This is a genomic window from Stenotrophomonas sp. Sm6012 (genome assembly GCF_030985895.1).
GTDB lineage: Bacteria > Pseudomonadota > Gammaproteobacteria > Xanthomonadales > Xanthomonadaceae > Stenotrophomonas > Stenotrophomonas forensis.
Map to the genome: position 1 here is coordinate 1 of NZ_JAPTFX010000065.1, position 23712 is coordinate 23712.

20 protein-coding genes are annotated in these 23712 nt (G+C 66.9%); 18 read left to right on the plus strand and 2 right to left on the minus strand.

The genetic code is table 11. The annotated features are described in order from the left end of the window. The first annotated feature begins 155 nt into the window (after window positions 1-155). The 18 genes from O0J73_RS12575 to cueR all read left to right on the plus strand — a co-directional run bounded on the left by O0J73_RS12575 (window position 156) and on the right by cueR (window position 19637). Window positions 156-464, plus strand: coding sequence for a YerC/YecD family TrpR-related protein (locus O0J73_RS12575; RefSeq protein WP_008267046.1), 309 nt, complete (start codon window positions 156-158; stop codon window positions 462-464). A 34-nt stretch (window positions 465-498) separates the two neighbouring features. Then, entirely contained in the window at window positions 499-1410 is a 912-nt protein-coding gene (gene hisG / locus O0J73_RS12580; protein WP_308308831.1) for an ATP phosphoribosyltransferase, read from the plus strand. After that, entirely contained in the window at window positions 1407-2702 is a 1296-nt protein-coding gene (hisD, locus tag O0J73_RS12585; RefSeq protein ID WP_006436746.1) for a histidinol dehydrogenase, read from the plus strand. The genes hisG and hisD overlap by 4 nt, the downstream gene beginning before the upstream one ends. Beyond that, window positions 2699-3790 (plus strand): histidinol-phosphate transaminase, encoded by a 1092-nt coding sequence (hisC, locus tag O0J73_RS12590; protein ID WP_308308832.1) that lies wholly within the window; start codon window positions 2699-2701, stop codon window positions 3788-3790. The genes hisD and hisC overlap by 4 nt, the downstream gene beginning before the upstream one ends. After that, on the plus strand, window positions 3787-4860 hold the full coding sequence (gene hisB, locus O0J73_RS12595) for a bifunctional histidinol-phosphatase/imidazoleglycerol-phosphate dehydratase HisB (RefSeq protein WP_308308833.1): 1074 nt from the start codon (window positions 3787-3789) through the stop codon (window positions 4858-4860). The genes hisC and hisB overlap by 4 nt, the downstream gene beginning before the upstream one ends. Next, window positions 4857-5459, plus strand: coding sequence for an imidazole glycerol phosphate synthase subunit HisH (gene hisH / locus O0J73_RS12600; RefSeq protein WP_308308834.1), 603 nt, complete (start codon window positions 4857-4859; stop codon window positions 5457-5459). The genes hisB and hisH overlap by 4 nt, the downstream gene beginning before the upstream one ends. After that, window positions 5456-6190, plus strand: coding sequence for a 1-(5-phosphoribosyl)-5-[(5-phosphoribosylamino)methylideneamino]imidazole-4-carboxamide isomerase (gene hisA / locus O0J73_RS12605; protein ID WP_308308835.1), 735 nt, complete (start codon window positions 5456-5458; stop codon window positions 6188-6190). The genes hisH and hisA overlap by 4 nt, the downstream gene beginning before the upstream one ends. Beyond that, window positions 6184-6960, plus strand: a complete 777-nt coding sequence (gene hisF / locus O0J73_RS12610; RefSeq protein WP_308308836.1) for an imidazole glycerol phosphate synthase subunit HisF — start codon at window positions 6184-6186, stop codon at window positions 6958-6960. Before hisA ends, hisF begins: the two co-directional genes overlap by 7 nt. Next, entirely contained in the window at window positions 6950-7570 is a 621-nt protein-coding gene (gene hisIE, locus O0J73_RS12615; RefSeq protein WP_271260408.1) for a bifunctional phosphoribosyl-AMP cyclohydrolase/phosphoribosyl-ATP diphosphatase HisIE, read from the plus strand. The genes hisF and hisIE overlap by 11 nt, the downstream gene beginning before the upstream one ends. Before the next feature lie 154 nt (window positions 7571-7724). Next, on the plus strand, window positions 7725-9314 hold the full coding sequence (locus O0J73_RS12620) for a calcineurin-like phosphoesterase family protein (RefSeq protein ID WP_308308837.1): 1590 nt from the start codon (window positions 7725-7727) through the stop codon (window positions 9312-9314). Between the two features lie 35 nt (window positions 9315-9349). Continuing rightward, entirely contained in the window at window positions 9350-9634 is a 285-nt protein-coding gene (locus O0J73_RS12625; RefSeq protein ID WP_006436871.1) for a hypothetical protein, read from the plus strand. Window positions 9635-9718: 84 nt separating this feature from the next. Next, a complete protein-coding gene (locus O0J73_RS12630) occupies window positions 9719-10741 on the plus strand; it encodes a glucokinase (RefSeq protein WP_308308838.1) in 1023 nt (340 codons plus the stop codon). A 51-nt stretch (window positions 10742-10792) separates the two neighbouring features. Beyond that, window positions 10793-11791, plus strand: coding sequence for a N(4)-(beta-N-acetylglucosaminyl)-L-asparaginase (locus O0J73_RS12635; protein WP_308308839.1), 999 nt, complete (start codon window positions 10793-10795; stop codon window positions 11789-11791). Further along, window positions 11788-12519, plus strand: a complete 732-nt coding sequence (locus tag O0J73_RS12640) for a copper homeostasis protein CutC (protein WP_308308840.1) — start codon at window positions 11788-11790, stop codon at window positions 12517-12519. The genes O0J73_RS12635 and O0J73_RS12640 overlap by 4 nt, the downstream gene beginning before the upstream one ends. A 212-nt stretch (window positions 12520-12731) precedes the next feature. After that, entirely contained in the window at window positions 12732-13271 is a 540-nt protein-coding gene (locus O0J73_RS12645) for a hypothetical protein (RefSeq protein ID WP_308308841.1), read from the plus strand. Between the two features lie 297 nt (window positions 13272-13568). Further along, entirely contained in the window at window positions 13569-16526 is a 2958-nt protein-coding gene (locus O0J73_RS12650) for a TonB-dependent receptor (RefSeq protein WP_197563055.1), read from the plus strand. A 151-nt stretch (window positions 16527-16677) separates the two neighbouring features. Next, complete coding sequence (locus tag O0J73_RS12655) at window positions 16678-19170, plus strand: heavy metal translocating P-type ATPase (protein ID WP_308308842.1); 2493 nt, start codon at window positions 16678-16680, stop codon at window positions 19168-19170. A gap of 11 nt (window positions 19171-19181) precedes the next feature. Then, window positions 19182-19637 carry a Cu(I)-responsive transcriptional regulator gene (cueR, locus tag O0J73_RS12660; protein ID WP_308308843.1) on the plus strand — a complete coding sequence of 152 codons (456 nt, stop codon included), beginning with the start codon at window positions 19182-19184 and terminating at the stop codon, window positions 19635-19637. Between the two features lie 75 nt (window positions 19638-19712). Here cueR and O0J73_RS12665 read toward each other — a convergent pair whose 3' ends face one another. Both O0J73_RS12665 and O0J73_RS12670 read right to left on the minus strand, forming a co-directional pair. Beyond that, window positions 19713-19907: a heavy-metal-associated domain-containing protein gene (locus tag O0J73_RS12665; RefSeq protein ID WP_006436926.1), complete on the minus strand. Its 195-nt coding sequence runs from the start codon at window positions 19905-19907 to the stop codon at window positions 19713-19715. A gap of 184 nt (window positions 19908-20091) precedes the next feature. Beyond that, window positions 20092-23169 carry a TonB-dependent receptor gene (locus O0J73_RS12670; RefSeq protein WP_049458374.1) on the minus strand — a complete coding sequence of 1026 codons (3078 nt, stop codon included), beginning with the start codon at window positions 23167-23169 and terminating at the stop codon, window positions 20092-20094. Between the last annotated feature and the right edge of the window lie 543 nt (window positions 23170-23712).

Sequence of the window (23712 nt, forward strand, 5' to 3'; positions counted from 1 at the left end):
CGCCCACCCTCAGTAGCCCGGCTTTTGCCGTTGCTCCGGCCTCTGCGGGTGCAGGGCGGCGGCCCTGCCATGCCGCCAACCCACGATTTGACGCACTGCGCAAGAATGCGTTAATGTACTAACGCGCTATTACATTGATGCATGGAAACGACCCCGTGAAAGCCCGTCCCGAGATTGCCGCCAAAGACCCGAAGGCCGACCTGCAGGCCCTGGCCCAGGCCTTTGCCGCGCTGCGCGAGCCGGAACAGGTCGAGGCCTTCCTGCGTGACCTGTGTACCCCGGCCGAGCTGGAAGCCATGGCCGATCGATGGAAAGTGGTGCCCCTGCTACAGCAGGGCGTGCCATACCGCGAGATCCACGAGCGCACCGGCGTCAGCGTGACCACCACCGGACGGGTGGCGCGCACGCTCGAACATGGCCATCGAGGCTATGCCGCCGCCATCGACCGCCTTGCTTCGCGCTGATCCGCGCCCCGTTCCGACCTTCGAGACCTCCCCCATGAGTGCAACCCAGGCAGCGCCGGCACGAGACCGGTTGCGTATCGCCATCCAGAAGAGTGGCCGGCTGGCCGAACCCGCCCGCAACCTGCTCAGCGCCTGCGGCCTGAGCTGGCGCGAGAGCCGCGACAAGCTGTTCTGCTACGGCGAATCGCTGCCGGTGGACCTGCTGCTGGTGCGCGACGACGACATCCCCGGCCTGATCGCCGACGGCGTCTGCGACCTCGGCATCGTCGGCCGCAACGAGCTGGACGAACAGGCCGCGGCACGCCGCCAGAACGGCCTGCCCGACGCCTACCAGGCGCTGCGTGGGCTGGGCTTCGGCCAATGCCGGCTGATGCTGGCGGTGCCCGAGGAATGGCAGTGGCGGGGCCCGGCGCAGCTGGCCGGTACCCGCATCGCCACCAGCTATCCGGCCATCCTCACGCAATGGCTGGCCGAGCAGGGCGTGGACGCACAGGTGGTCGAGCTGTCCGGTTCGGTGGAAATCGCCCCGCGCCTGGGCACCGCCGACCTGATCTGCGATCTGGTGTCCAGCGGCGCCACGCTGCGCGCGAACCAGTTGACCCCGGTGCACAACCTGCTCGACAGCGAAGCGGTGCTGGCCGGTGCGGTGCGCGTGCCGGACGATGCGCGCGCCTCGCTGCGCGCGATGCTGCTGCGCCGCCTCGATGGCGTGGTGCAGCGCCAGGACCGCAAGCTGCTGATGTTCCGCGCCAGCGAGGATCGCGTCGACGCGCTGGCACAGCTGCTGGCTGACGCCGAACCACTGGTGCGGCTGCCGGCCGATGGCGGCGCGCTGCGCCTGCAGACCATGTGCCCGGGTCCGTTGAGCTGGCAGCGCATGGAAGAACTCGAGCGCGCCGGTGCGCAGGGCCTGATGGTGTTGAGCGTGGAGCGGTCGCTGGCATGAATCGTCTGATCTGGTCGCAACTTGATGAGCCCGCCCGCGGCGCGGCATTGACGCGCCCGGTGCAGACCGTGGCCCAGCAGACACGCGAGGCGGTGGCTGCACTGATCGAACAGGTGCGTGCGCAGGGTGACGATGCGCTGCGTGCGATCACCACGCGCTTCGATGGTGTCGAACTGCCTACCTTTGAAGTAAGTGAGGCCGAATTCGATGCTGCCGAAGCCGCCGTGCCGGCCGAACTGCGCCAGGCGATGGTGGATGCCGCCGAGCGCATCGCGCGCTTCCACGCCGCTGGCATGGGCACGGGGTACGCGGTGGAGACCGCGCCGGGCGTGGTCTGTGAACGCATGCTGCGGCCGATCGGTCGCGTCGGTCTGTATGTGCCGGCGGGCAGTGCGCCGCTGCCGTCCACCGCGTTGATGCTGGGCGTGCCGGCGCGGCTGGCCGGCTGCCCGCAGGTGGTGCTGTGCACGCCGCCGCGTGCCGATGGCAGTGCCGATCCGGCGGTGCTGGTGGCCGCCCGCCTGACCGGCGTGCAGCGCGTGTTCAAGCTCGGCGGCGCGCAGGCGATCGCCGCGATGGCCTATGGCACCGCCACCATCCCGGCCTGCGACAAGCTGTTCGGACCGGGTAACAGCTTCGTCACCGAAGCCAAGCAGCAGGTCGCGCAGGACGGCGCCGCCGCTATCGACATGCCGGCGGGCCCATCGGAAGTGCTGGTGATTGCCGATGCCGGCGCCACCCCGGCGTTCGTCGCCGCCGATCTGTTGTCGCAGGCCGAGCACGGCCCGGATTCGCAGGTGCTGCTGCTGACCGACGACGCGGCGATGCTGGCCGCGGTTGAGGCGGAAGTAGAGCGCCAGGTGGCATTGCTGCCGCGCCAGCAGATCGCGCGCCAGGCATTGTCGGCGTCGCGGCTGATCCAGGTCGAGACGTTGGAAGAGGCCTTCGCGATCAGCAACCGCTACGCGCCCGAGCACCTGATCCTGGCCCTACGCGAACCGCGCGACTGGCTGGGCCAGGTGCAGGCCGCCGGCTCGGTGTTCCTCGGTGACTACACGCCGGAAGCACTGGGCGACTATTGCAGCGGTACCAACCACGTGCTGCCTACCGCCGGTGCCGCGCGCGCCTACAGCGGCGTCAGCGTGGCCAGCTTCCAGAACCTGATCAGCGTGCAGAGCGCCAGCGCCGATGGCCTGGCAGCGATCGGTGGCTGCGCACGCATCATTGCCCGTGCCGAAGGCCTGGATGCGCATGAACGTGCGGTGGCGCTGCGCATGGAGGTGGCGGCATGAGCACCGTTGACGATGTGCTGAGGCTGGTGCGCCCGGATCTGCAGGCCTTCGCCGGCTACAGTTCGGCGCGCAGCGCGGCGGTGCAGGGCGAGATCTGGTTGAACGCCAACGAATCGGCCTGGGCCAATCCGGCCGATGCCGCAGGCAGCAGCCGGCGCTATCCGGAACCGCAGCCGTGGGCGCTGCGTGAGGGCCTGGCAGCGCTGTACGGCGTGACGCCGCAGCAGCTGCTGCTCGGCCGTGGCAGTGACGAAGCCATCGATCTGCTGGTGCGCGCCCTGTGCGTGCCGGGCCGCGATGGCGTGCTGGTCACGCCGCCGGTGTTCGGCATGTACGCGGTCTGTGCACGCTTGCAGGGCGCGCCGTTGATTGATGTGCCGCTGGTCGATGGCGAGGACGGCCTGCGCGCCGATCTCGATGCGGTCGTCCGCACGGCACGGGAGCAGAGCGCCAAGCTGGTCTTCCTGTGTGCGCCCTCCAACCCGGCTGGCAGCGATATGAGCCTGGCAGAGATCGAGCGCGTGGCGACTGCACTCCGCGGGCAAGCGCTGGTGGTCGTGGACGAGGCCTACGTCGAGTATGCGCAGCGACCGTCGGCGACCACGCTGCTGAACGCGCATGCCAATCTGGCGGTGCTGCGCACGCTGTCGAAGGCGCATGCACTGGCCGCTGCCCGTATCGGCACCTTGATCGCCGCGCCGGAACTGATTGCCGTGCTGCGCCGCTGCCAGGCGCCGTATCCGGTGCCTACCCCATGTGCGGAACTGGCCGTGCAGGCCCTGCAACCCGCGGCTCTGGCACGCACCGCCGAGCGCGTGGCCACGGTTATCGGCGAGCGCGAGCGCCTGCGCACGGCACTGGCCGGCCTACCCGGTGTGCGTCGGGTGTATGCCTCGGCCGGCAACTACCTGCTGGTCCGTTTCGCCGACGCGCAGGCCACATTCGATACGTTGCTGGATGCCGGGGTGGTGGTGCGTGACCAGCGCGCCGCGCCGCAGCTGGGCGACGCGCTGCGCATCAGCATCGGCAGTCCCGAAGAGAATGACCGCGTGCTTGCGGCCCTGTCGGCGCGGAGGGCCGCCGCATGACCCCGATCCTGTTCATCGACCGCGACGGCACCCTGATCGAGGAGCCGGCCGACTTCCAGATCGACGCCTACGAGAAGCTGCGCTTCGTGCCGCAGGTGATTCCGGCGCTGCTGAAGCTGCGCGACGCCGGCTACCAGTTCGTGATCGTCACCAACCAGGATGGGCTGGGCAGCGAGAGCTATCCGCGTGCCAGCTTCGAGGGTCCCAACGACCTGATGCTGCAGATCTTCGAAAGCCAGGGCATCACCTTCCGTGACGTGCTGATCGACTGCAGCTGGCCGCAGGACAATGCTCCGACCCGCAAGCCGGGCATCGGCCTGATGACGGCTTACCTGCAGGACCGCAGCATCGATTGGGCGCGTTCGGGCATGGTCGGCGACCGCATCACCGACCTGCAGTTCGCCGACAACCTGAACATCCGCGGTTTCCAGCTGCGCACCGCGCAGTTCGGGGGTGAGTGGGACTGGCCGGGCATCGCTCACGCGCTGGCGGATGCACCGCGCACCGCGGTGGTCCAGCGCAATACCAAAGAGACCAAGATCCGCGTTGAACTCGATCTGGACCGTACCGGCGATGCACGCATCGCCACCGGACTGCCGTTCTTCGACCACATGCTGGAACAGATCGGCAAGCACGGTGGCTTCGCGCTGGACATCCAGGCCGAGGGCGACCTGCACATCGACGAGCACCACACCATCGAAGACACCGGCCTGGCCTTGGGCCAGGCCCTGCGCGAGGCGCTGGGTGACAAGCGCGGCATCGGCCGCTACGGCTTCACCCTGCCGATGGATGAAACGTTGGCCAGCGCTGCGCTGGACTTCAGCGGCCGCCCCTATTTCGTGTTCGAGGGCGAGTTCAAGCGCGAGCGGGTGGGCGACATGCCGACCGAACTGGTGCCGCATTTCTTCCGCTCGCTGTGCGATGCCAGTGGCCTGAACCTCAACCTGCAGGTGCGCGGTGACAACGATCATCACAAGGTGGAGGCCTGCTTCAAGGCCCTGGCGCGCGCGTTGCGTCCGGCACTGGCCCGGCAGGGCACGGCCTTGCCGAGCACCAAGGGGGCGTTGTGAGCGACGTCGCGCTGATCGATGCCGGCGGCGCCAACCTGGGCTCGGTGCGTTATGCACTTGAACGCCTCGGCGCCAGCGTTCGGCTGGTGCGCGATGCCGACGGCCTGGTCGGCGCGCAGCGGGTGATTCTGCCTGGCGTGGGTGCCGCCGGGCCGGGCATGCAGCGCCTGCATGCGCAGGGGCTGGTGGAGCCGTTGCAGCGACTGGAGGTGCCGCTGATGGGCATCTGCCTGGGCATGCAGCTGCTGTTCGAGCGTTCCGAGGAGGCCGGCGTGGAGACACTGGGGCTGATTCCCGGGGTGGTGCGCAAGCTGGTACCCGCGTGTGGCATCCGCGTGCCGCACATGGGGTGGAACCGCCTGCTGCCGCTGCGCGAGTCGCTGCTGCTGCAGCGCGTGCCGGAGCGGGCCAGCGCCTACTTCGTGCACAGCTATGCCGCGCCACTCAATACCCACACTGTCGCCGCCTGCGACCACGGTGGCCTGTTCACTGCGGTGGTGGAGCAGGGGCGCTATTACGGCGCGCAGTTCCACCCCGAGCGCTCGGGCGAAACCGGTTCGCTGATGCTGCGCAATTTCCTTGAGGGCACCGCTGCATGAGCTTCATCGTCTACCCCGCGCTGGATATCCGTGATGGCCGCGTGGTGCGCCTGCGGCAGGGCGACTACGCGCAGGAAACCTCGTATGGCGATGATCCATTGCCGCGTGCGCAGGCCTTCGCCGCGCAGGGCGCGCAGTGGATGCATCTGGTCGACCTGGATGCGGCGCGTGCCGGTGGCTATACCCTGGCGCCGTTGCTGGCGGCGATCCGCGCGCAGACGACGCTGCAGGTACAGACCGGCGGTGGCGTGCGTGGCCGCGATGACGTGGCACGCATTCTCGGTGCCGGCGCCGGTCGCGTGGTGGTCGGTTCGCTGGCGGTGCGCCGCCCCGATGAGGTGCTCGGATGGCTCGATGAGTTCGGCGCCGAGCGCATCACCATTGCGCTGGACGCCCGCCAGGATGCCCAGGGCCAGTGGCAGCTGCCGGTACACGGCTGGACCGAGAACGCCGGGGTGACCCTGGATGACCTGGCCCTGCGCTACGCACGCGCCGGCATGCGGCACCTGCTGTGCACCGATATCGCCCGCGACGGCATGCTGGCCGGGCCGAACATCGGGCTGTACGCGCACCTCTCGGCGCTGTTGCCGGGCGTGGCCGTACAGGCGTCAGGCGGTATCCGCGACGTGGCCGATGTCGGCGAGGCACGTGACGCCGGCTGTGGCGGCGCCATCCTCGGCAAGGCCTTGCTGGAGCAGCGCATGGACCTGGCGGAGGCGCTGGCATGTTGAGCCGCCGCATCATTCCCTGCCTGGATGTGCGCGATGGGCGCGTGGTCAAGGGCGTGCGCTTCCGCGACCACGTCGACATGGGCGACATCGCCGAGCTGGCGCAGCGCTACCGCGACCAGGGCGCCGACGAGCTGGTGTTCTATGACATCGGCGCCAGCCCCGAGGCACGTTCGGTGGACGTGGCCTGGATCGAGCGCATCGCACGCCTGATCGACATCCCGTTCTGCGTGGCCGGTGGCATCGACAGCGTAGAAACCGCGCGCCGCGTGCTGTTCGCCGGCGCCGACAAGGTGTCGATCAACTCGCCGGCGCTGGGCCGACCGCAGCTGATCACCGAGCTGGCAGACGAGTTCGGCGTGCAGTGCGTGGTGGTCGGTGTCGACTCGGTGCGCGAGGCCGATGGGCAGTGGCGCGTGCGTCGCTTCAGTGGCGACCCGGACAAGACCCAGGCGGTACCGTTGCGCACTCTCGACTGGATCGTGGAGGCGCAGCAGCGAGGCGCCGGCGAAATCGTGCTGAACTGCATGGACAGCGATGGCGTGCGCCGTGGCTACGATATCGCCCAGCTGCAGCAGGCACGGGCCCTGTGCCAGGTGCCGCTGATCGCCTCCGGGGGCGCCGGAGCGATGGAGCATTTCGCGGACGCCTTTGACCGGGCCGACGTTGACGGCGCTTTGGCGGCCAGCGTGTTCCACAGCGGCGCCATCGCCATTCCGGAATTGAAACGCTACCTGCGCGGACAGCAGATCGAGGTGCGGGATGTCTATTGAAGTGAGGCCGTCACCGGACGCGCTGCAGGCGCTGGACTGGGGCAAGGGCGAGGGCCTGCTGCCGGCGGTGGTACAGGATGCCGATACCCTGCAGGTACTGATGCTGGGCTACGTGAGCGCCGAATCGCTGGCGGCCACGCTGGCGATCGGTCACATGACCTTTTTCAGCCGCAGCAAGCAGCGCTTGTGGACCAAGGGCGAGCAGTCCGGCAACGTGCTGGTGGTGCAGTCGATCAGTGTCGACTGCGACGCCGATACGCTGCTGGTGATGGCACGCCCGGCGGGCCCGACCTGCCATACCGGTGCCGAGAGCTGTTTCGACCAGGCGCCGAAGGACTTCCTGGGCGGGCTGGGCCAGCTGGTGGCGATGCGCGAGGCGCAGCGCCCTCCGGGCAGCTACACGACGAGCCTGTTCGAGGGCGGCATCCGCCGTATCGCACAGAAGGTGGGCGAGGAGGGCGTTGAGACCGCATTGGCCGCCGTGGCGCAGGATGATGAGGCGCTGCTGGGCGAGGCCTCGGACCTGCTGTATCACCTGCTGGTGCTGCTGCGTGCGCGCGGCCTGTCACTGGACGATGCGCGGGCGGTGCTGGAAAAGCGCCATCGTTGAGGTGCGGTAGTCCCGGCCGCTGGCCGGCAACCAGACGATACCCGACGATCATGAGGTTGCCGGCCAGCGGCTGGCACTACCGGCAATGCGCCACGCGTGCGCGATGTCATCAACGGAATCTACAATAGGCGGTCTTTCTTTCCCGGACCGTCCCATGAAACTGCCTGCCGCCTGGCTGTGCTGCCTGTTGTTGACCTCGCCGGCCTGGGCCGCGGACACCGTGGTCAGCGGCAAGGTCTATCTGGAGCGCGACGGCAAGCCGGGCCGGGGTGCCACCGATCCGGGCCTGGCCGGGGTGCAGGTCTCCAATGGCGAGACCATCGTCAAGACCGCCGCCGACGGCAGCTACAGCCTGCCGGTGCGCGATGGCCAGACCGTGTTCGTGATCAAGCCCGATGCCTACGCCTTCCCGAAGGCGGCCGACGGCCTGCCGTCGTTCTGGCGGCACTATCGCCCGAATGGTTCGCCGGCGCTGAAGTACGGCGGCATTGCCGCTACCAGTGACGTCACCCGAAACTGGGATTTCGCCCTGCAGGCGGACCGCCATGACAGCCGTCGCGGCTTCCAGATGCTGGTGTTCACCGATTCGCAGACTGCCAGCCTGAAGGACATCGGCTACTACCAGCAGTCGATCGTGGCCCCGCTGGTCGGCCAGACCAAGGCGCGCATGGGCACCACCCTGGGCGACATCGTCAACGACGACCTGACCCTGTACCCGGTGATCAACAAGGTCACCACGTCGCTGGGCGTGCCGTGGTTCCATGTGCCAGGCAACCACGATCTCGATTTCGATGCGGCCAGCGACGCGCATTCGCTGGACAGCTGGCGCAACATCTATGGCCCGGACACCTATGCGGTGGAAGAGGGCGGCGCCAGTTTCGTGTTCCTCGACGACGTGGTGTACGACCCGAAGGCCAGGCCGAAGTATGTCGGTGGCCTGCGCGAAGACCAGTTCGCCTTCCTCGCCAGCTACCTGAAGGGCCTGCACAAGGACCGCCTGCTGGTGCTGGGCATGCACATCCCGCTGTTCGACGCTGCGCCGGGGCGCGAGACGTTCCGTCACGCCGACCGCCAGCGTCTGTTCGATCTGCTCAAGGACTTCCGCAACGTGCTGGTGCTCAGCGGCCACAGCCACACCCAGCAGCACGTCTACCACGGCAAGGCCGAGGGCTGGAACGGCGACAAGCCGCTGCACGAATACAACGTCGGCGCCAACTGCGGTGCGTTCTGGTCGGGGGTGAAGAATGCCGCCGGGGTACCGGACAGCACCATGAGCGATGGCACGCCGAAGGGCTACGCGCTGCTCGACGTCGCAGGCAACGGCAGCTATCGCCTGCAGTACCGCGTGGCCGGCAAGCCGGCCAGCGAGCAGATCGGCCTGCATGCACCGAAGGTACTGCGCCAGGGCGCCTACCCGGCGTGGGGCATCTACGCCAATGTCTACATGGGCGAGGATGCCAGCGTGGTCGAGTACCGCGTTGATGGCGGTGCCTGGCAGCCGATGAAGCAGGTCAGTCAGCCGGATCCGCGCCTGATGGTGGAGAACGTCGCCGACGACCTGGCCGGCAGCCTGCGTGGCTACGACCGCTCGCCGGAGGCCACCGCGTCGCCGCACCTGTGGCGAGGCGCGCTGCCGACCGACCTGGCCGTGGGCAGCCACAAGGTCGAGGTGCGTTCCACCCAGCCCGACGGTGCGGTGTTCACCGCCACCACCAGCTACAGCCTGCAGACTGCCCAGCCCTGACCCGCGGCAGTGCCGCTCCAGCGAAAGGACCCCGCATGGATATCCGTTTCATGGCCGGCACTACGCCGGTCACCCTCAGCCGCCATTGGTTCACCGGCGCGATGCTGCTGCAGAGCGCCACCGAGAAGGTCTGGGTGCAGCATCCCTGGCACCCGGGCACGCATTTCTCGTTCTCGCTGGTACAGTCGTGGTTGCGCCACATCGCCGGCCATGAAGTGCTGGTCGAACGTACCCGGCCGCTGCTGTTCGCCGGTTTCCGCCCGCAGCGCCTGCGCGTGCTGGTGGATGGTGTGCAGGTGGCCGAGCAGGAAGGCATGTAGGCCAACCTGAACCACCGGCGCGCTAGGCAAAGCCGCTCCGATGCCTGAGAATCGGGGCGATTCAATCGATCCAAGCAGGCCCGCGTGACCATCGCAGCAGCGTCCCCGGTTTCCACCGACTCCGCCCGCGGCGGTCTTCCGCGCAGCCTGGTTGTCGCCGATGTCGGCGGCACCTTTGCCCGTCTGGCACTGGCAGAGACGCTGGCCGGGCAGCCGCCGCGCCTGGGCAGCCATCGCACCTATGCCTGCGCCGAGTATCCAAGCCTGGCCGCGATCCTGGCTGATTTCACTTCGGGCGTTGGCCAGCCGGTGAAGACCGCAGTGGTAGCCATTGCCGGCCTGCTCGATGGCGATGTGCTGATCAACTCCAACCTGCCGTGGACGGTGTCGCTGTCGGCCACCCGCGCGCAGTCCGGGCTGCACGAACTGCAGTTGATCAATGATTTCGAAGCCGTGGCGCTGGCCATTCCCTACCTGCAGCCGGAAACCCTGGTGCCGCTGAACGGCGACGCCGATCCGGCGCGGGCGTTCCCTGCACTGGTACTGGGTGCAGGCACCGGACTCGGTGCCGCGCTGCGCTTTGCCGATGGCGAACGCCCGGTGCTGGCCAGCGAGATCGGCCATGCCGCGCTCGGCGCGGGCAACGCGCTGGAGCTGCAGGTGCTGGGCAAACTGCTGCAGCGCTGGCCGCACGTGGACAACGAACGCGTGTTGTCCGGCAGTGGCCTGATGAACCTGTATCCGTGCCTGTGCGAACTGCGCGGCGCCACTCCGGTGTGGACGAGTACCGAGGCGCTGATCGGCGCCGCCCGCAGTGGCGAGGATGCGTTGGCGGTGGAGACCCTGCAGGTGTTCTGTGCCTGGTTGGGCAGCCTGGCCGGCGACGCGGCGATCGCCGTCGGCGCGCGCTCGGTGTACCTGGCCGGTGGCATTTCCGCGCATGTGCAGGATTTCCTGGCCGATGGCCGCTTCCGCGCGCGCTTCCTCAACAAGGGCGTGCTGAGCGAGGTGCTGCGCCAGGTGCCGGTATGGCGCGTGGAGCACGGCCAGCTGGGCGTGCTCGGTGCAGCGGTCTGGCACGCCGCACGGCAGCCCACGCACGACTGATCGGCAGGGCCGGCATCGGGCCGGTCGTGCATTGCAGACTGGGAGGGGAAGATGGTGGATCGCAGGCAGTTCCTGCAGGCCGGTGCACTGGCCGCAGGCATGGCGGCATTGCCGGGTGTGCAGGCGCGCACGCAGGGTGAGGCCAAGGTGGTTTCCACCTGGGACTTCGGCGTGCCAGCCAACCAGGCCGCATGGAAAGTGCTGGCCCAGGGGGGCAGCGCGCTGGATGCCGTTGAGGCGGGCGCACGCTGGGCCGAGAGCGAGCTGTGCAACCCCACCGTCGGCCATTGCGGCAATCCGGATCGCGACGGCGTGCTGAGCCTGGACACCAGCATCATGGACGGTGATGGCTGCTGCGGTGCAGTGGCCGCGCTGGTGGACATCCTGCATCCGGTGTCGGTGGCGCGCAAAGTGATGGAGAACAGCCCGCACGTGCTGCTGGTGGGCGACGGCGCGCAGCAGTTCGCGGTGCAGCAGGGTTTCGAGCGCAGACATCTGCTGACGCCGCAGGCCGAAGCCGCCTGGCGCGAATGGCTGAAGACCGAGAAGTACCAGCCACAGATCAATGCCGAGCGCCGGGGCATCCCCGGCAACAGCGATAACCACGACACCATCGGCATGCTCGCGCTGGATGCCAAGGGCCATTTGGCCGGTGCCTGCACCACCAGTGGCATGGCCTGGAAACTGCACGGCCGGGTCGGCGACAGCCCGATCATCGGTGCCGGGTTGTATGTCGACAACGAGGTCGGCGCCGCCACCGCGTCGGGTGTGGGTGAGGAGATGATCCGCAACGCCGCTTCTTTCCTGGTGGTCGAGCTGATGCGCCAGGGGCGCTCACCGGCGCAGGCCTGCCGCGAGGCGATCGACCGCGTGGTGCGCAAGCGCCCGGAAGCGAGCAGGACACTGCAGGTGTGCTTCCTGGCGATGAACAAGCAGGGCGAGGTGGGTGCCTATGCACTGCATCGCGGATTCGTCTACGCGGTGTGCGATGCGCAGCGCCAGGATGACCTGCGCGATTCGCCATCGATCTACACGAGCACCCAGACATGAGCACGCTCCTCAGCCTGGAGATCGCCAGCAACTCGGTGGCCTCGGCGCTGGCCGCGCAGGCCGGCGGCGCCGACCGCATCGAACTGTTCGACAACCTGGCCGAGGGTGGCACCACGCCGTCGTTCGCCAGCATCGCGATCGCCCGCGAACGCCTGTCGATTCCGCTGTTCGTGCTGGTGAGGCCGCGCGCGGGCGACTTCCACTACGACGCGCTGGAAACCGAACTGATGCTGCGGGACATCGCGCAGTGCCGCGCGTTGGGCTGCGATGGCGTAGTGATTGGTGCGCTGGACGTGCAGGGTGGCATCGACCTGGCGCTGTGCCGTGAACTGGTGCAGGCCGCCGGGCCGTTGCAGGTGACCTTCCATCGCGCTTTTGATGCCGCCCGCGATCTGTCGTCGGCGCTGGAGCAGGTGATCGGGCTGGGTTGCCAGCGGGTGCTGACCTCGGGCGGGCAGGTCAGTGCCGAGGCCGGGGCTGAGGTGCTGGCGGGCCTGGTCACCCAGGCGGCGGGCCGTATTGCGGTGATGGCAGGCGCCGGATTGGCCCCGGGCAACATCGCAACCGTCGCACGGCAGACCGGCTGTACCGAACTGCACGCCTCGGCCAAGGGCCTGCGGCGCTCGGCGATGCAGTTCCACAACCCGGCCCTGCGCGGTCTGGACCCGGACTGGAGCCAGACCGCCAACGCGACCGTGGCGGCACTACGGCAAGCGCTGGATGGCTGATCGCAAGCCCGGGGTCGGCTCCCTTCGCAGCAGGGCTCTGACGCCACCCGGATACGCACGCGTTGCCAGAAAGTGACGCTTTTGACGCGCGCGGATGGCCAGGCCGCCCGCCAAGCAGCGGAATGCAGGGGCATCCGTATTTCTGGATGGACGATCTGGTCGGGAGCACCGACAGTGGATCCAACGCCTGGTGGCAACGATTCTCCTTCTGAATGCCTCGACTGCTCTTGCTGCTTCTGTGTCTGCTGCCCGTTGCCGTAACTGCTGCGGAAGAGGGGCAGACACCCGTATTGATCTGGAGGGCGGCCGGTTCCGAGGGAGTAAGCAACGACGTCCTGGGCGGGGTGACGCTGACTCCCGCTGCGAAAGGTGCGTTCGTCGACACGCGCGTACATCTGATTGGAAGCCAGCGCTTTAAGGCGGTGTACCAGGTGTTCGATTCAAACGCCGCTAGCCCGATGGGCCGTTGCGGTGCGGGGCACGAGATTCATCTCTTCGTCTACGAACTGATCCCGCCCACGCCTGTCGAGCGGGGCAGGATGCTGATCAGTAGTTGCCTTGAGAGGTTGTCTCTGGATAGCCAGAACTCAGGGCGACCTGGCAGTGAGTCCGACTTTTCCTCCGTGGTCTGGCAGAACAACGGGGTCACCATCACGTGGTGGGCTGGCGGGCCCGACGGAAAGGCATCAAGCCGCTATGTGCTTCGCAATGGCCGTATTGTCCCGGCTCAATCGGGAGAGGGAAGCCGCTGAGGGCGGACAAAACCGTTCCGCGCGCGTTTGTCGCGATCGTGTCATCGATCCGTGGGGCGTTCTCTCAGCGTTGTCTGGCAACTATTTGATTGTCATGGCCAACGGCGGCCGGTTACGGCAATCCGTGGTGTGTTGCTGCGCTGCCGCATGCCGTTGGTGGTTCAGCTGTGCTTTAGTTTGGATCGATCCACAGGGGAGGGTGCCGCACCGGTCCTGGACCGATCCAGGCGCCCGGATCAGCCGTAGTGCCGCGCCACCACCCGTCCGTGCGTCCACACCTTCGAAGAGCAACCACCCATGGCTCAGTCCGTCCGCAAGCGCCGTCACCTGCTGTCCCAGGCCCTGGTCCTGGCCCTGTTGCCCCTGGCGGCCAGCGCGCAGGAAAGTTCCAGTTCGTCCACCAAGGATCTCGATGCGGTCACCGTTACCGGCTCGCGCATCAAGCGCGCCAGCGTCGAAGGCCCGGCGCCGGTCAACGTGATCACCGCCGCGCAGATCCAGAAGGAAGGCTTTGTCAGCGTGTACGACGCGCTGAAGACCCTCACCGAAGCGACCGGAACGGTTGAAGCGGCCTCGCAGTGGGGCTCGCATACGCCCAATGCCAGTGGCCTGAACCTGCGCGGGATGGGCCCGAACCGCTCGCTGCTGCTGGTCAATGGCCGTCGCGTGGCCGACTACCCGCTGCCCTATGGCGGTGAAACCAACTTCTCCAACTACGGCAACATTCCGGCTGCGGCGGTCGAGCGCATCGAAGTGCTGACGGGCGGTGCCTCGGCCATCTATGGCTCGGACGCGATCGCCGGCGTGGTCAACGTCATCCTGAAAACCAACTATGACGGCGACGAAGTGCGTGTGCGCGGCGGTACTTCCACTGAAGGCGGCCGCGATACCTGGGATCTGTCCTGGGCCGGCGGCAAGACCGGCGACAACTGGAGCGTGACCTACGCGCTGCAGTACACCAAGCGCGATCCGTTGTTCGGCCGCGATCGCCCGCAGATGGACGATGCCGATGATGCGCCGTACTCGTCCTGGAACATGGAACAGCGCAAGGTCGGCTTCCGACCCACCGCCGGCCTGGCGCTGATCGATCCGACCAACGGCCAGCGCCTGGCGCCACCGGAAGGCACCTGCGAGAAGTTCAACGGCGAGTACTACACCGCCGATCGCCTGGTCTACAACTACGCCGCCAACACCATCACCAACACCGGCCGCCTGTGCGGCATGAGCGCCGACTACGCCAACTGGCTGTTGACCGGCGGCGCCGAGAACGTCTCCGGCAACCTGTACGCCACCTTCGATTTCAGCAATGACCTGCAGGCGTGGACCAACCTGGCGGTGTATCGCTCCGAAGCCATCTGGGGCACCAATCCGCCCGGCGTGTCGCTGATCGACGATGACAACGGCTATTACTGGGATGCGAACCGCAACCGCCCGATCCTCGGCGTGCGCCAGTTCACCCCGAACGAAGTGGGCGGCCTGGATACGCTGCGCAACACCAACCGCGAACTGTCCTGGGACTGGAGCGCGGGCCTGCGTGGCCGCCTCGCCGACCGTTTCGACTGGAGTGCGACGGTGGGGCGTTCGTACTACCGCGTGGAAGAACGACAGAACGTGGTGGACAGGCAGAAGTCCTACGACTACTTCCTCGGCCCACGGCTGGGCACCACCGCCGGGGGTGAGGCGATCTATGCGTTGAACGAATCACGCTGGTGGAATCCACTGACGCCGGAGCAGTACTGGCAGATGGGGACCGTAGCGAAGAATCGGGCGAGCTCCTGGGTCAACCAGGCGTCGGCGGACATCACCGGTGAACTGTTCCAGGGCTGGGCCGGCCCGATTTCGTTCGCCGCCGTGGCCGAAGTGGCGCAGCAGGGTTATCACCTCAGTCCCGATCCACGCGCCGGCATCGACTTCGACCTGCAGAACGTCGACCGCGGTGGCGGCGAGCGCACGCGCTACTCGGCCGGCGTCGAGTTCAAGATCCCGCTGCTGGACAGCGTGGTCGCCACCGCGGCGGCGCGCTATGACCGCTATGGCAGCTACAAGGCCGACGACAGCGCCGAGGCCCTGAACATCGGCAGCCAGAAGGAAACCACCTGGAACGTCGGCCTGGAATGGCGCCCGGTCGAATCGCTGCTGGTGCGAGGCTCGTATGCCACCAGTTTCCACGCGCCGGACATGCACTACCTGCTGGGCCAGCCCAGCAGCTCCGAAGTACAGACCTATGACCGCCTGCACTGCATCCAGAGCGGTGCCTACCTGGTCAACAACTGCGGCGTGGGCAACACCGACGTCTGGTACACGTTCGATGTGAACCGGCGTGGCACGCCGCTGCTGCGCTCGGAGACAGGCGATTCGTGGACGGTCGGTTTCGTCTGGGACGTGATGCCGAACCTGTCGGTCAGCGCCGACTACTGGGCGATCAAGCTGGAAGACATGATCGTCGACGTCGGTGCCGACGAAGTGCTGGCCAGCGAGGCCGGCTGCCTGACCGGCAAGAACATGGACGGCACGCCGTGGGCCAATCCGGCCGGCGGCGAGTACTGTGCGGGCATCCTGGCGCGCGTGAACCGTGACAGCAACGGACGCCTGGTGTCGATCGAGCGTGGTCCGTTCAACCTGGCCAGCCGCGAGGTACGCGGCATCGACCTGACTGCGCGCTACCGCCTGGAGACCGCGCAGTGGGGCAGCTTCCAGCTGGGCGTGAACTACACCAATCAGATCTCGACCAAGGAGCAGCGCTACGCCGCCGACCCGAACCCGGAACGCCGCGACCGCGACCTGCGCAGCAAGCTGCGCGCAAGCCTGGCCTGGCAGCGTGGCAACTGGAACGCCAATGTCTATGCCGACCGCATCGGCTCTGTGCCGGGCGTGCGCTACCACTGGGGTACCGATCGCCTGGACAACCCCGGTGGCTGCCTGCCGTTCGCCGATGGCTACGTGCCCAGTGACAGCCCGTCGCTGAACTGCCTGGAGCCGGCAACGCGACCGGACGGCTCGCCCAATCCCAACCCGAACGCTGGCCAGCAGACCGCGCGCTACTTCGGGCGGGTCGGACCGTTCATTACCTGGAACTTCAACGTGGGCTATCAGGTGACCGAGCACGCCAAGGTCAATGTCTACGTCAACAACGCGTTCAACTCGGCCAGCTGGAACCACAAGGACCCGTACAAGCTGGACTACGACTTTGCCCCGACGCGCCTGCTCGGCGCGGTCGGCCGCGAGTTCGCACTGGAGTATGTGTTCACCTTCTGAGGAGACCCACCTCCGCTGGTAGATCCACGCAATGCGTGGATATGGACACCTGGATGCCCATTCAGGAAATGCGGGCAGGCTGGATTTGACCTTCCCACGATGGCAAGGTTTAGCCTGTCCGCATCCAGAAGGAATCCATGGGAATCCGATCATGAGTACGTCCCGCGCCACCGCCAGTCTGCCCACCATCAGCCTGCCCATCGAGGGCATGACCTGCGCCAGCTGTGTCGGCCGGGTCGAAGCGGCACTGTCCAAGGTCGAGGGCGTGGGCAGCGTCTCGGTCAACCTGGCCACCGAACGTGCGGATATCCGTGCGTCCGGTCCGGTCGATCGCGCCGCGCTGATCCAGGCGGTGGAGCGGGTGGGCTACGACGTGCCCGCCGCCACTTTGGAGCTGGCGGTGGAGGGCATGACCTGCGCGTCCTGCGTCGGTCGTGTCGAGCGCGCGCTGCGCGCGGTGCCCGGCGTCACCGAAGCCGCCGTGAACCTGGCCACCGAACGCGCCACAGTGCGCGGCGTGGCCGACGCGGGTGCGCTGGTGGCGGCCATCGACAAGGCCGGCTACGCCGCACGCGTGATCGAGGCGGGCGTGCGGCCGGACGACGAGGTCGCAGAGAAGAAGGACGCCGAGCGCGTGCAACTGAAGCGCGACCTGATCGTGGCGACCGTGCTGGCGCTGCCAGTGTTCGTGCTGGAAATGGGCTCACACCTGATTCCCGGCATGCACGGATGGGTGATGGCCACCCTCGGCATGCAGGCCAGCTGGTACCTGCAGTTTGTATTGACCCTGCTGGTGCTGGCCATTCCCGGCCGTCGTTTCTACCAGAAGGGTTTCCCGGCACTGCTGCGGCTTGCGCCGGACATGAACTCGCTGGTGGCGGTGGGCACTGCCGCGGCATTCGGCTACTCGGTGGTGGCGACCTTCGCGCCGAAGCTGTTGCCGGCGGGCACGGTGAACGTCTACTACGAGGCCGCGGCGGTGATCGTCGCGCTGATCCTGCTCGGCCGTTTCCTTGAGGCGCGCGCCAAGGGCCGTACGTCCGAGGCGATCAAGCGCCTGGTCAACCTGCAGGCCAAGGTCGCGCATGTGATCCGTGACGGCCGCGCGGTCGATATCCCGGTCGATGAAGTGATGAGTGGCGACGTGGTGGAGGTGCGTCCGGGCGAGCGCGTGCCAGTCGATGGCGAGGTGGTCGAGGGCCGCAGCTACATCGACGAATCGATGATCAGCGGCGAGCCGGTTCCGGTGGAGAAGCAGCCGGGCAGCAGCGTGGTCGGCGGCACGGTCAACCAGAAGGGCGCGCTGACGGTGCGCGCGACGGCGGTAGGCGCGCAGACCATGCTGGCGCAGATCATCCGCATGGTCGAGCAGGCGCAGGGCTCGAAGCTGCCGATCCAGGCGGTGGTCGACAAGGTCACGCTGTGGTTCGTGCCGGCGGTGATGCTGGCCGCACTGGCGACCTTCCTGGTCTGGTTGATCTTCGGCCCGTCGCCGGCGCTGAGCTTCGCCCTGGTCAATGCCGTAGCGGTACTGATCATCGCCTGCCCCTGTGCGATGGGGCTGGCTACGCCGACGTCGATCATGGTCGGTACCGGTCGTGGCGCCGAGATGGGCGTGCTGTTCCGCAAGGGTGAAGCGCTGCAATTGCTGAAGGATGCGCAGGTGGTGGCGGTGGACAAGACCGGCACGCTGACCGAAGGGCGTCCGCGATTGACCGATCTCGAGATCGCCGAGGGTTTTGATCGCAGTACCGTGCTGGCTGCGGTGGCGGCAGTGGAGTCGCGCTCGGAGCACCCGATTGCCCGTGCCATTGTTGACGCGGCGACCGGGCAGGGCATTGCGCTGTCGGCCCTGCTCGACTTCGAATCGGTCACCGGCATGGGCGTGCGCGCCCGTGTCGATGGAGCCCGGGTCGAGGTCGGTGCTGATCGCTTCATGCGCGATCTTGGCGTGGACATCACCGCGTTCTCGACGCTGGCGGCGGACCTCGGCACGCAGGGCAAGTCGCCGCTGTATGCCGCCATCGACGGGCGCCTGGCGGCGATCATCGCGGTGTCCGATCCGATCAAGCCGAGCACGCCGGCCGCAATCGCGGCGTTGCACCAGCTGGGCCTGAAGGTGGCGATGATCACCGGCGACAACGCCGGTACCGCGCAGGCGATCGCACGCCAACTGGGCATCGATGAGGTGGTGGCCGAGGTGCTGCCGGAAGGCAAGGTCGAAGCGGTGCGCCGCCTGAAGGCCACGCACGGCCACGTCGCCTTCGTTGGCGACGGCATCAACGATGCACCGGCGCTGGCCGAGGCCGACGTCGGCCTGGCGATCGGTACCGGCACCGACATCGCGGTGGAGTCGGCCGATGTGGTGCTGATGTCGGGCAACCTGCAGGGCGTGCCGAATGCCATTGCGCTGTCGAAGGCAACGCTGGGCAATATCCGGCAGAACCTGTTCTGGGCCTTCGCCTACAACACCGCGCTGATCCCGGTCGCGGCCGGCGTGCTGTACCCGGTCTGGGGTGTGCTGCTGTCGCCGGTATTCGCTGCCGGTGCGATGGCGCTGTCCAGCGTGTTCGTGCTGGGCAACGCGCTGCGCCTGCGCCGCTTCCAGCCGCCGATGGCGGATGCCCCCGCCGCGACGCATTGAAGGAGAACCGCATGAATATCGGTGAAGCCGCCAAGGCCTCCAGTGTTTCGGCGAAGATGATCCGCTACTACGAGCAGATTGGCCTGATTCCCGCGGCTGATCGCACCGAGTCGGGCTATCGGGCGTACTCGCAGGCGGACATCCACCGCCTGCGTTTCATTCGCCGCGCCCGCGATCTCGGCTTCCAGGTGGCCGAGATCACCGACCTGTTGGGCCTGTGGAACGACACCTCGCGGCACAGTGCCGACGTCAAGCGCCTGGCCGAGCAGCACATTGCCGACCTGGATCAGCGTATCGAAAGCATGCGGCAGATGGCCGACACGCTGAAGTCGCTGATCAGCTGCTGCGCGGGTGACGAGCGCCCGGAGTGCCCGATCCTGCAGCGGCTGGGTGAAGATGATGAGACTCCGGTGCCGGCTGATACCGCGAAGACCGGGGCGGTACGGCGGCGCGCGCACAAGTACTGAGTTGTTGGCGCAGGCACGAAAAAGCCCGCCGGGTGTAGCAGCACCGGGCGGGCTTTGCATTCTGAAGGCAGTGGATCAGGCGCTGCGCGGCGGGAAACCGGCATCGTTCACCGCAGCGAAGACCTGCTCCTGCGAGGCGGTGGTCTGCACCTTGACCAGGCCGGTCGGCGGGTCGGCCACCACGCTGGCGTTCGGATCGACCTGCTGGATCGCGCGGGTCACGCTGCGAGCGCAGCCGCCGCAGGTCATACCATCGACATGGAATTCCATCTGTAGCTCCTTGGGTGCTCTTGGGGTAGGGCCAGTGTGCACCTTCCAACGATGGCAGGGTCAAGCGCTGGGCTGAAGAAGAAAACGGCAGCCACCTGTACCAGCGCGGCTGCCGTGGAGGAACGTCCCCGCCGGAGCGGGGCGTGGATTGCGCCGGGGCAGGCCCGGGCAACCCGGTGTGGCCTTAGAACTTCCAGGTGGCGCCGAAGTAGAGCTGGCGGCCTGCGTAGGTGTTGGAGATCAGGCGGGCCTTGCTGTCGTTGCCAAGGTGCACGCGCTGCTCGGACTTGGTGGCATTGATCACCGAAGCGGTCAGGGTCCAGTCCGGGGTCAGGTTGTAGGCCACGTTCAGATCGAGCTGGTCATACGGCTCGGTGTAGACCGTCATGCCGTTCTGCAGGCCGCCCACCACCTGGCCGCGACGGTTGAACGACGCGCGCGCGAGGAACTTGTCGTTCTCGTAGAACACGGTGACATTGGCCTGGTTCTTGGCGCTGCCGACCAACGGCGACGAACCGATGTTCTGGCCGTCCAGCACGATCGATGCCAGGTTGGTGTCGTTGTAGGTGTAATTGGCCTGCACACCGAAGCCGAAATCGAAGGTGTACTGGCCGTACAGCTCGACGCCCTGCGAAACGCCATCCTGGCCATTGGCCCTGGTCTTGTAGTTCTGCACGGTCACCATTTCACCGCCGACATTCATCTGCATGTCGCGCACGACCGGCACCGTGAAATTGCTGACGTCCTTGCGGAACAGGCCGACACCGGCCACGGCGCCCGGCTGGAAGTACCATTCCAGGCCGAGATCGTACTGCGTGGCCTTGAAGGGCTGCAGCTGCTTGTTGCTGCCCTCACCCGCCCAGCCCGGATTGGGTGCACCGCCCGCCACGCGGCGATCGTCGACATACTCTGCGCTGTAGTAGCTCAATGCACCCGGGGTTGCGATATCCGTGTAGCCCGGACGGGCGATCACCTTCGACGCGGCGCCGCGCAGCACCAGCGTGTCGGTGATGTCCCAGGCAATGTTGAAGCTCGGCAGCACGTCGGTATAGGTGCGGTCGACGCCGATCAGGTCGTAGGTCTTGCTTTGCGCCAGATCATACGGCAGGCGCACGAAGCCACTCTCGCAGCCATAGGTCGGATAAGCCGCGGCAGCCGGGTCGGTGCATGCCATCGGCGCGCCCGACGCATTGTCCAGGAAGTAGTCGTTGAACTTCTCGATCGAGTCGGAAGACTGTGCGAACTGCTTGGTGCGCACCACACGCACGCCGACATTGCCGCGCAGGCGTTCGGTGCGGAAGTTGGCCTGGAAGTAGCCCGAGTAGATCTTTTCGTTGACGTTGTAGACGAAGTCGTCCTCGGTACGGTTGTGCGAACCGCCGTAGGTCTTGTTCAGGTAATCGATGTAGGCCGGATAGTTGATGCCCGGGAACACGTTGGCGTTGAAACCGCCGGCGATGTTGCTGATCGGATTGGACAGGAAGAAGCCCGGCTGCGCATCACCGGCGGTCGGGTCGCAACCGGCCTGATAACGGCCGTCCTTGTAGTCGGCCGGATCACGGCCCGGGCACACCCAGTAGGTGTTGCCGGTGTTGCGGTGGACCTTGCCGTCGCGGTACTTGGCACCGAACTGGATCGAGTCCAGCCAGCCCGATTCAAACAGCTTGGTGACGTCGGCCTGGAAGTAGTTCTGCTTGACCTCGGTGCGCTTCCACGACGAGTCGGTCGAGCCGGTATCCACCTCGGCAATGCCGTTCATCAACTGCTGCTGCAGGTCGGGCGAGAAGGTGGCCGAGGGCGTGCCGGTCAAGTCCCAGGCGCTGTACTGGTTGCCGGACAGGTAGTCGTTGCCGACCTTGCGGCGCGGCTTGGCCGACATGCGGAAGTTCATCGACGGGCCACCCTCGGACCAGGTGCGGCCGCCGGTGAACGACGCCTTCCACAATGGGCTGATGTCCCAGTCGATGGTCAGGTCGGCAGTCTGCGAGAGCGCCTTTTCCTTGCTGTAGCCACCGGTCAGCTGCGGGGTAGGCATGGTGCAGTCGTCCGGCCCCCAGCCACCGGGCTTGAGGCCGGCGGCCTTGGCCTGGTCTTCACTGCAGATGTAGGCCTTGCCCGGAAGCTTCTCGAACTGGCCACCGGTGACGATGCTGCCGCTGGGGTCGAAGTCCAGGCCATTGAGCAGCCGGCCGCCGTCCCAGTTGCCGTCCTGGTTGTAGCGCGCCATGCTCCATTCCGGAATCTTGAGCATGTTCTGGGTGTAGTCACCCTGCAGCTCGAAGCGGAAGTAATTGGCGGTCATCGTGACGTTGTCGACCGGCTTGAACTGGAAAGTCAGCTGGCCGCCCTTGCGCTCGCGCTTCTCTTCCTTCACCGCGAAGTTGACCGACGTCGGCATGAAGAAATCGCTGTAGTTGCCGCCGGTCTGGTTGTTGAAACCGGACTTGCCCCACCAGTAGTGGATGCCATCCTGCGACTGCACGTTGCCATTGGCATCACGCGCCTTGCCGGCGCCATACCACTGGTAGTCCTCGGTGGTGGCTTCCATGGTGCGGGTGGTGCGCTTCTGCTGGGTCACGCCGACCAGCACGCCGAACCGCTCGTCCTTGCTGTGCCACGAGTACAGTGCCGACGCCTGCGGGTCGATATCGTGGTGGGTGTCGGAGGAGGTGCCTTCGAGCGTGACGAAGCCCGAGTTGGATTCCATGTCCAGCGGACGCCGGGTGTGCAGGATGACCGTACCGCCGATGCCGCCTTCGTCGATGCGTGCTTCCGGCGACTTGAACAGCTCCGCGCTGGACAACATGTTCGACGGCAGCAGGGTGTAGTTGAACGAGCGGGTCGCTTCGTCGTTGGTTTCCGACGTGGCGACATAGTTTCCGTTCAACTGGGTCAGGGTCAGGTCCGGCGCCAGGCCGCGCACGCTGACACTCTTGCCTTCGCCACCGCTGCGGGTGATGACCACGCCGGGCACGCGCTGCAGTGCGTCGGCGACGTTCTTGTCGGGGAACTTGCCGACGTCTTCGGCGGTGATCACTTCGACCACGGCATTGGCGTCGCGCTTCTGCTCCAGACTCTTTTCAATGGCGTAGCGGTAGCCGGTGACCTGGACGCTGTCCAGGGTGGTGGCGTCCTGCGAGCCGGTGGAAGCGGCCTGCTGCGCGGCGGCGCCAGCCGGAATGACGGCGGCGGCCAGGGCCAGCGCGATGGCCAGCGACAATGCGTCCTGGCCGTGCGTACGTGTTGAATGCTTCATTCCCATCTCTCCCTCTCTCCTGGATTGATCCGGTGACGTGGCACGGACAACTTGAATCGATCTAATTTGAAGTGACATTGTCGCTATCGCCATGCAGTGGCAGTAGTACCGTGCGTTTTGCCTGGTACGTCCTGTGACTGCCTCCCCAATTCCCGGCCATCGCAATGTCGTCTTGGATCGATCTAAGCGATGGGCGGGCGTTTTTTAGCATGGGTCGCTCGCGGGCGCATGCTGCTGCGCAATATGGTACTGGCGTGGCGAAGGGATGACGGTTTCCTGAAATCAGTGAAAACGTTTTCGTGCGCAGGGGAGGGCGGGTCGGCAGGGCTGGCCCTGCACCTGCGGTAGTGCCGGCCGCTGGCCGGCAACAGCTAAAGCCAAAGCCGGAGCCAAAGCGGCTATGGTTTTCTGCTGGTTTGGCGGGGCGGTGTGGGCTGGCAGGACACGCCGTAAACCCCCCTCCGGGGTCCGGCCCAGCCGCTGGCGGCTGTGCGTTCGGGCGCTTGCGAAGCAGTGCTTCGCAAGCAAAGCGCCCTCACCCATGGGGGC

Bases quoted from the DNA above. Each gene is read 5' to 3' on its own strand.
- O0J73_RS12665 (WP_006436926.1), bottom strand. From the start codon at position 19,907: ATGGAATTCCATGTCGATGGTATGACCTGCGGCGGCTGCGCTCGCAGC.
- cueR (WP_308308843.1), top strand. From the start codon at position 19,182: ATGAATATCGGTGAAGCCGCCAAGGCCTCCAGTGTTTCGGCGAAGATG.
- hisD (WP_006436746.1), top strand. From the start codon at position 1,407: ATGAATCGTCTGATCTGGTCGCAACTTGATGAGCCCGCCCGCGGCGCG.
- O0J73_RS12635 (WP_308308839.1), top strand. From the start codon at position 10,793: ATGGTGGATCGCAGGCAGTTCCTGCAGGCCGGTGCACTGGCCGCAGGC.
- O0J73_RS12625 (WP_006436871.1), top strand. From the start codon at position 9,350: ATGGATATCCGTTTCATGGCCGGCACTACGCCGGTCACCCTCAGCCGC.
- hisB (WP_308308833.1), top strand. From the start codon at position 3,787: ATGACCCCGATCCTGTTCATCGACCGCGACGGCACCCTGATCGAGGAG.
- O0J73_RS12655 (WP_308308842.1), top strand. From the start codon at position 16,678: ATGAGTACGTCCCGCGCCACCGCCAGTCTGCCCACCATCAGCCTGCCC.
- O0J73_RS12640 (WP_308308840.1), top strand. From the start codon at position 11,788: ATGAGCACGCTCCTCAGCCTGGAGATCGCCAGCAACTCGGTGGCCTCG.
- O0J73_RS12645 (WP_308308841.1), top strand. From the start codon at position 12,732: ATGCCTCGACTGCTCTTGCTGCTTCTGTGTCTGCTGCCCGTTGCCGTA.
- O0J73_RS12650 (WP_197563055.1), top strand. From the start codon at position 13,569: ATGGCTCAGTCCGTCCGCAAGCGCCGTCACCTGCTGTCCCAGGCCCTG.
- hisC (WP_308308832.1), top strand. From the start codon at position 2,699: ATGAGCACCGTTGACGATGTGCTGAGGCTGGTGCGCCCGGATCTGCAG.
- O0J73_RS12670 (WP_049458374.1), bottom strand. From the start codon at position 23,169: ATGGGAATGAAGCATTCAACACGTACGCACGGCCAGGACGCATTGTCG.
- hisA (WP_308308835.1), top strand. From the start codon at position 5,456: ATGAGCTTCATCGTCTACCCCGCGCTGGATATCCGTGATGGCCGCGTG.
- O0J73_RS12620 (WP_308308837.1), top strand. From the start codon at position 7,725: ATGAAACTGCCTGCCGCCTGGCTGTGCTGCCTGTTGTTGACCTCGCCG.
- hisF (WP_308308836.1), top strand. From the start codon at position 6,184: ATGTTGAGCCGCCGCATCATTCCCTGCCTGGATGTGCGCGATGGGCGC.
- hisIE (WP_271260408.1), top strand. From the start codon at position 6,950: ATGTCTATTGAAGTGAGGCCGTCACCGGACGCGCTGCAGGCGCTGGAC.
- hisG (WP_308308831.1), top strand. From the start codon at position 499: ATGAGTGCAACCCAGGCAGCGCCGGCACGAGACCGGTTGCGTATCGCC.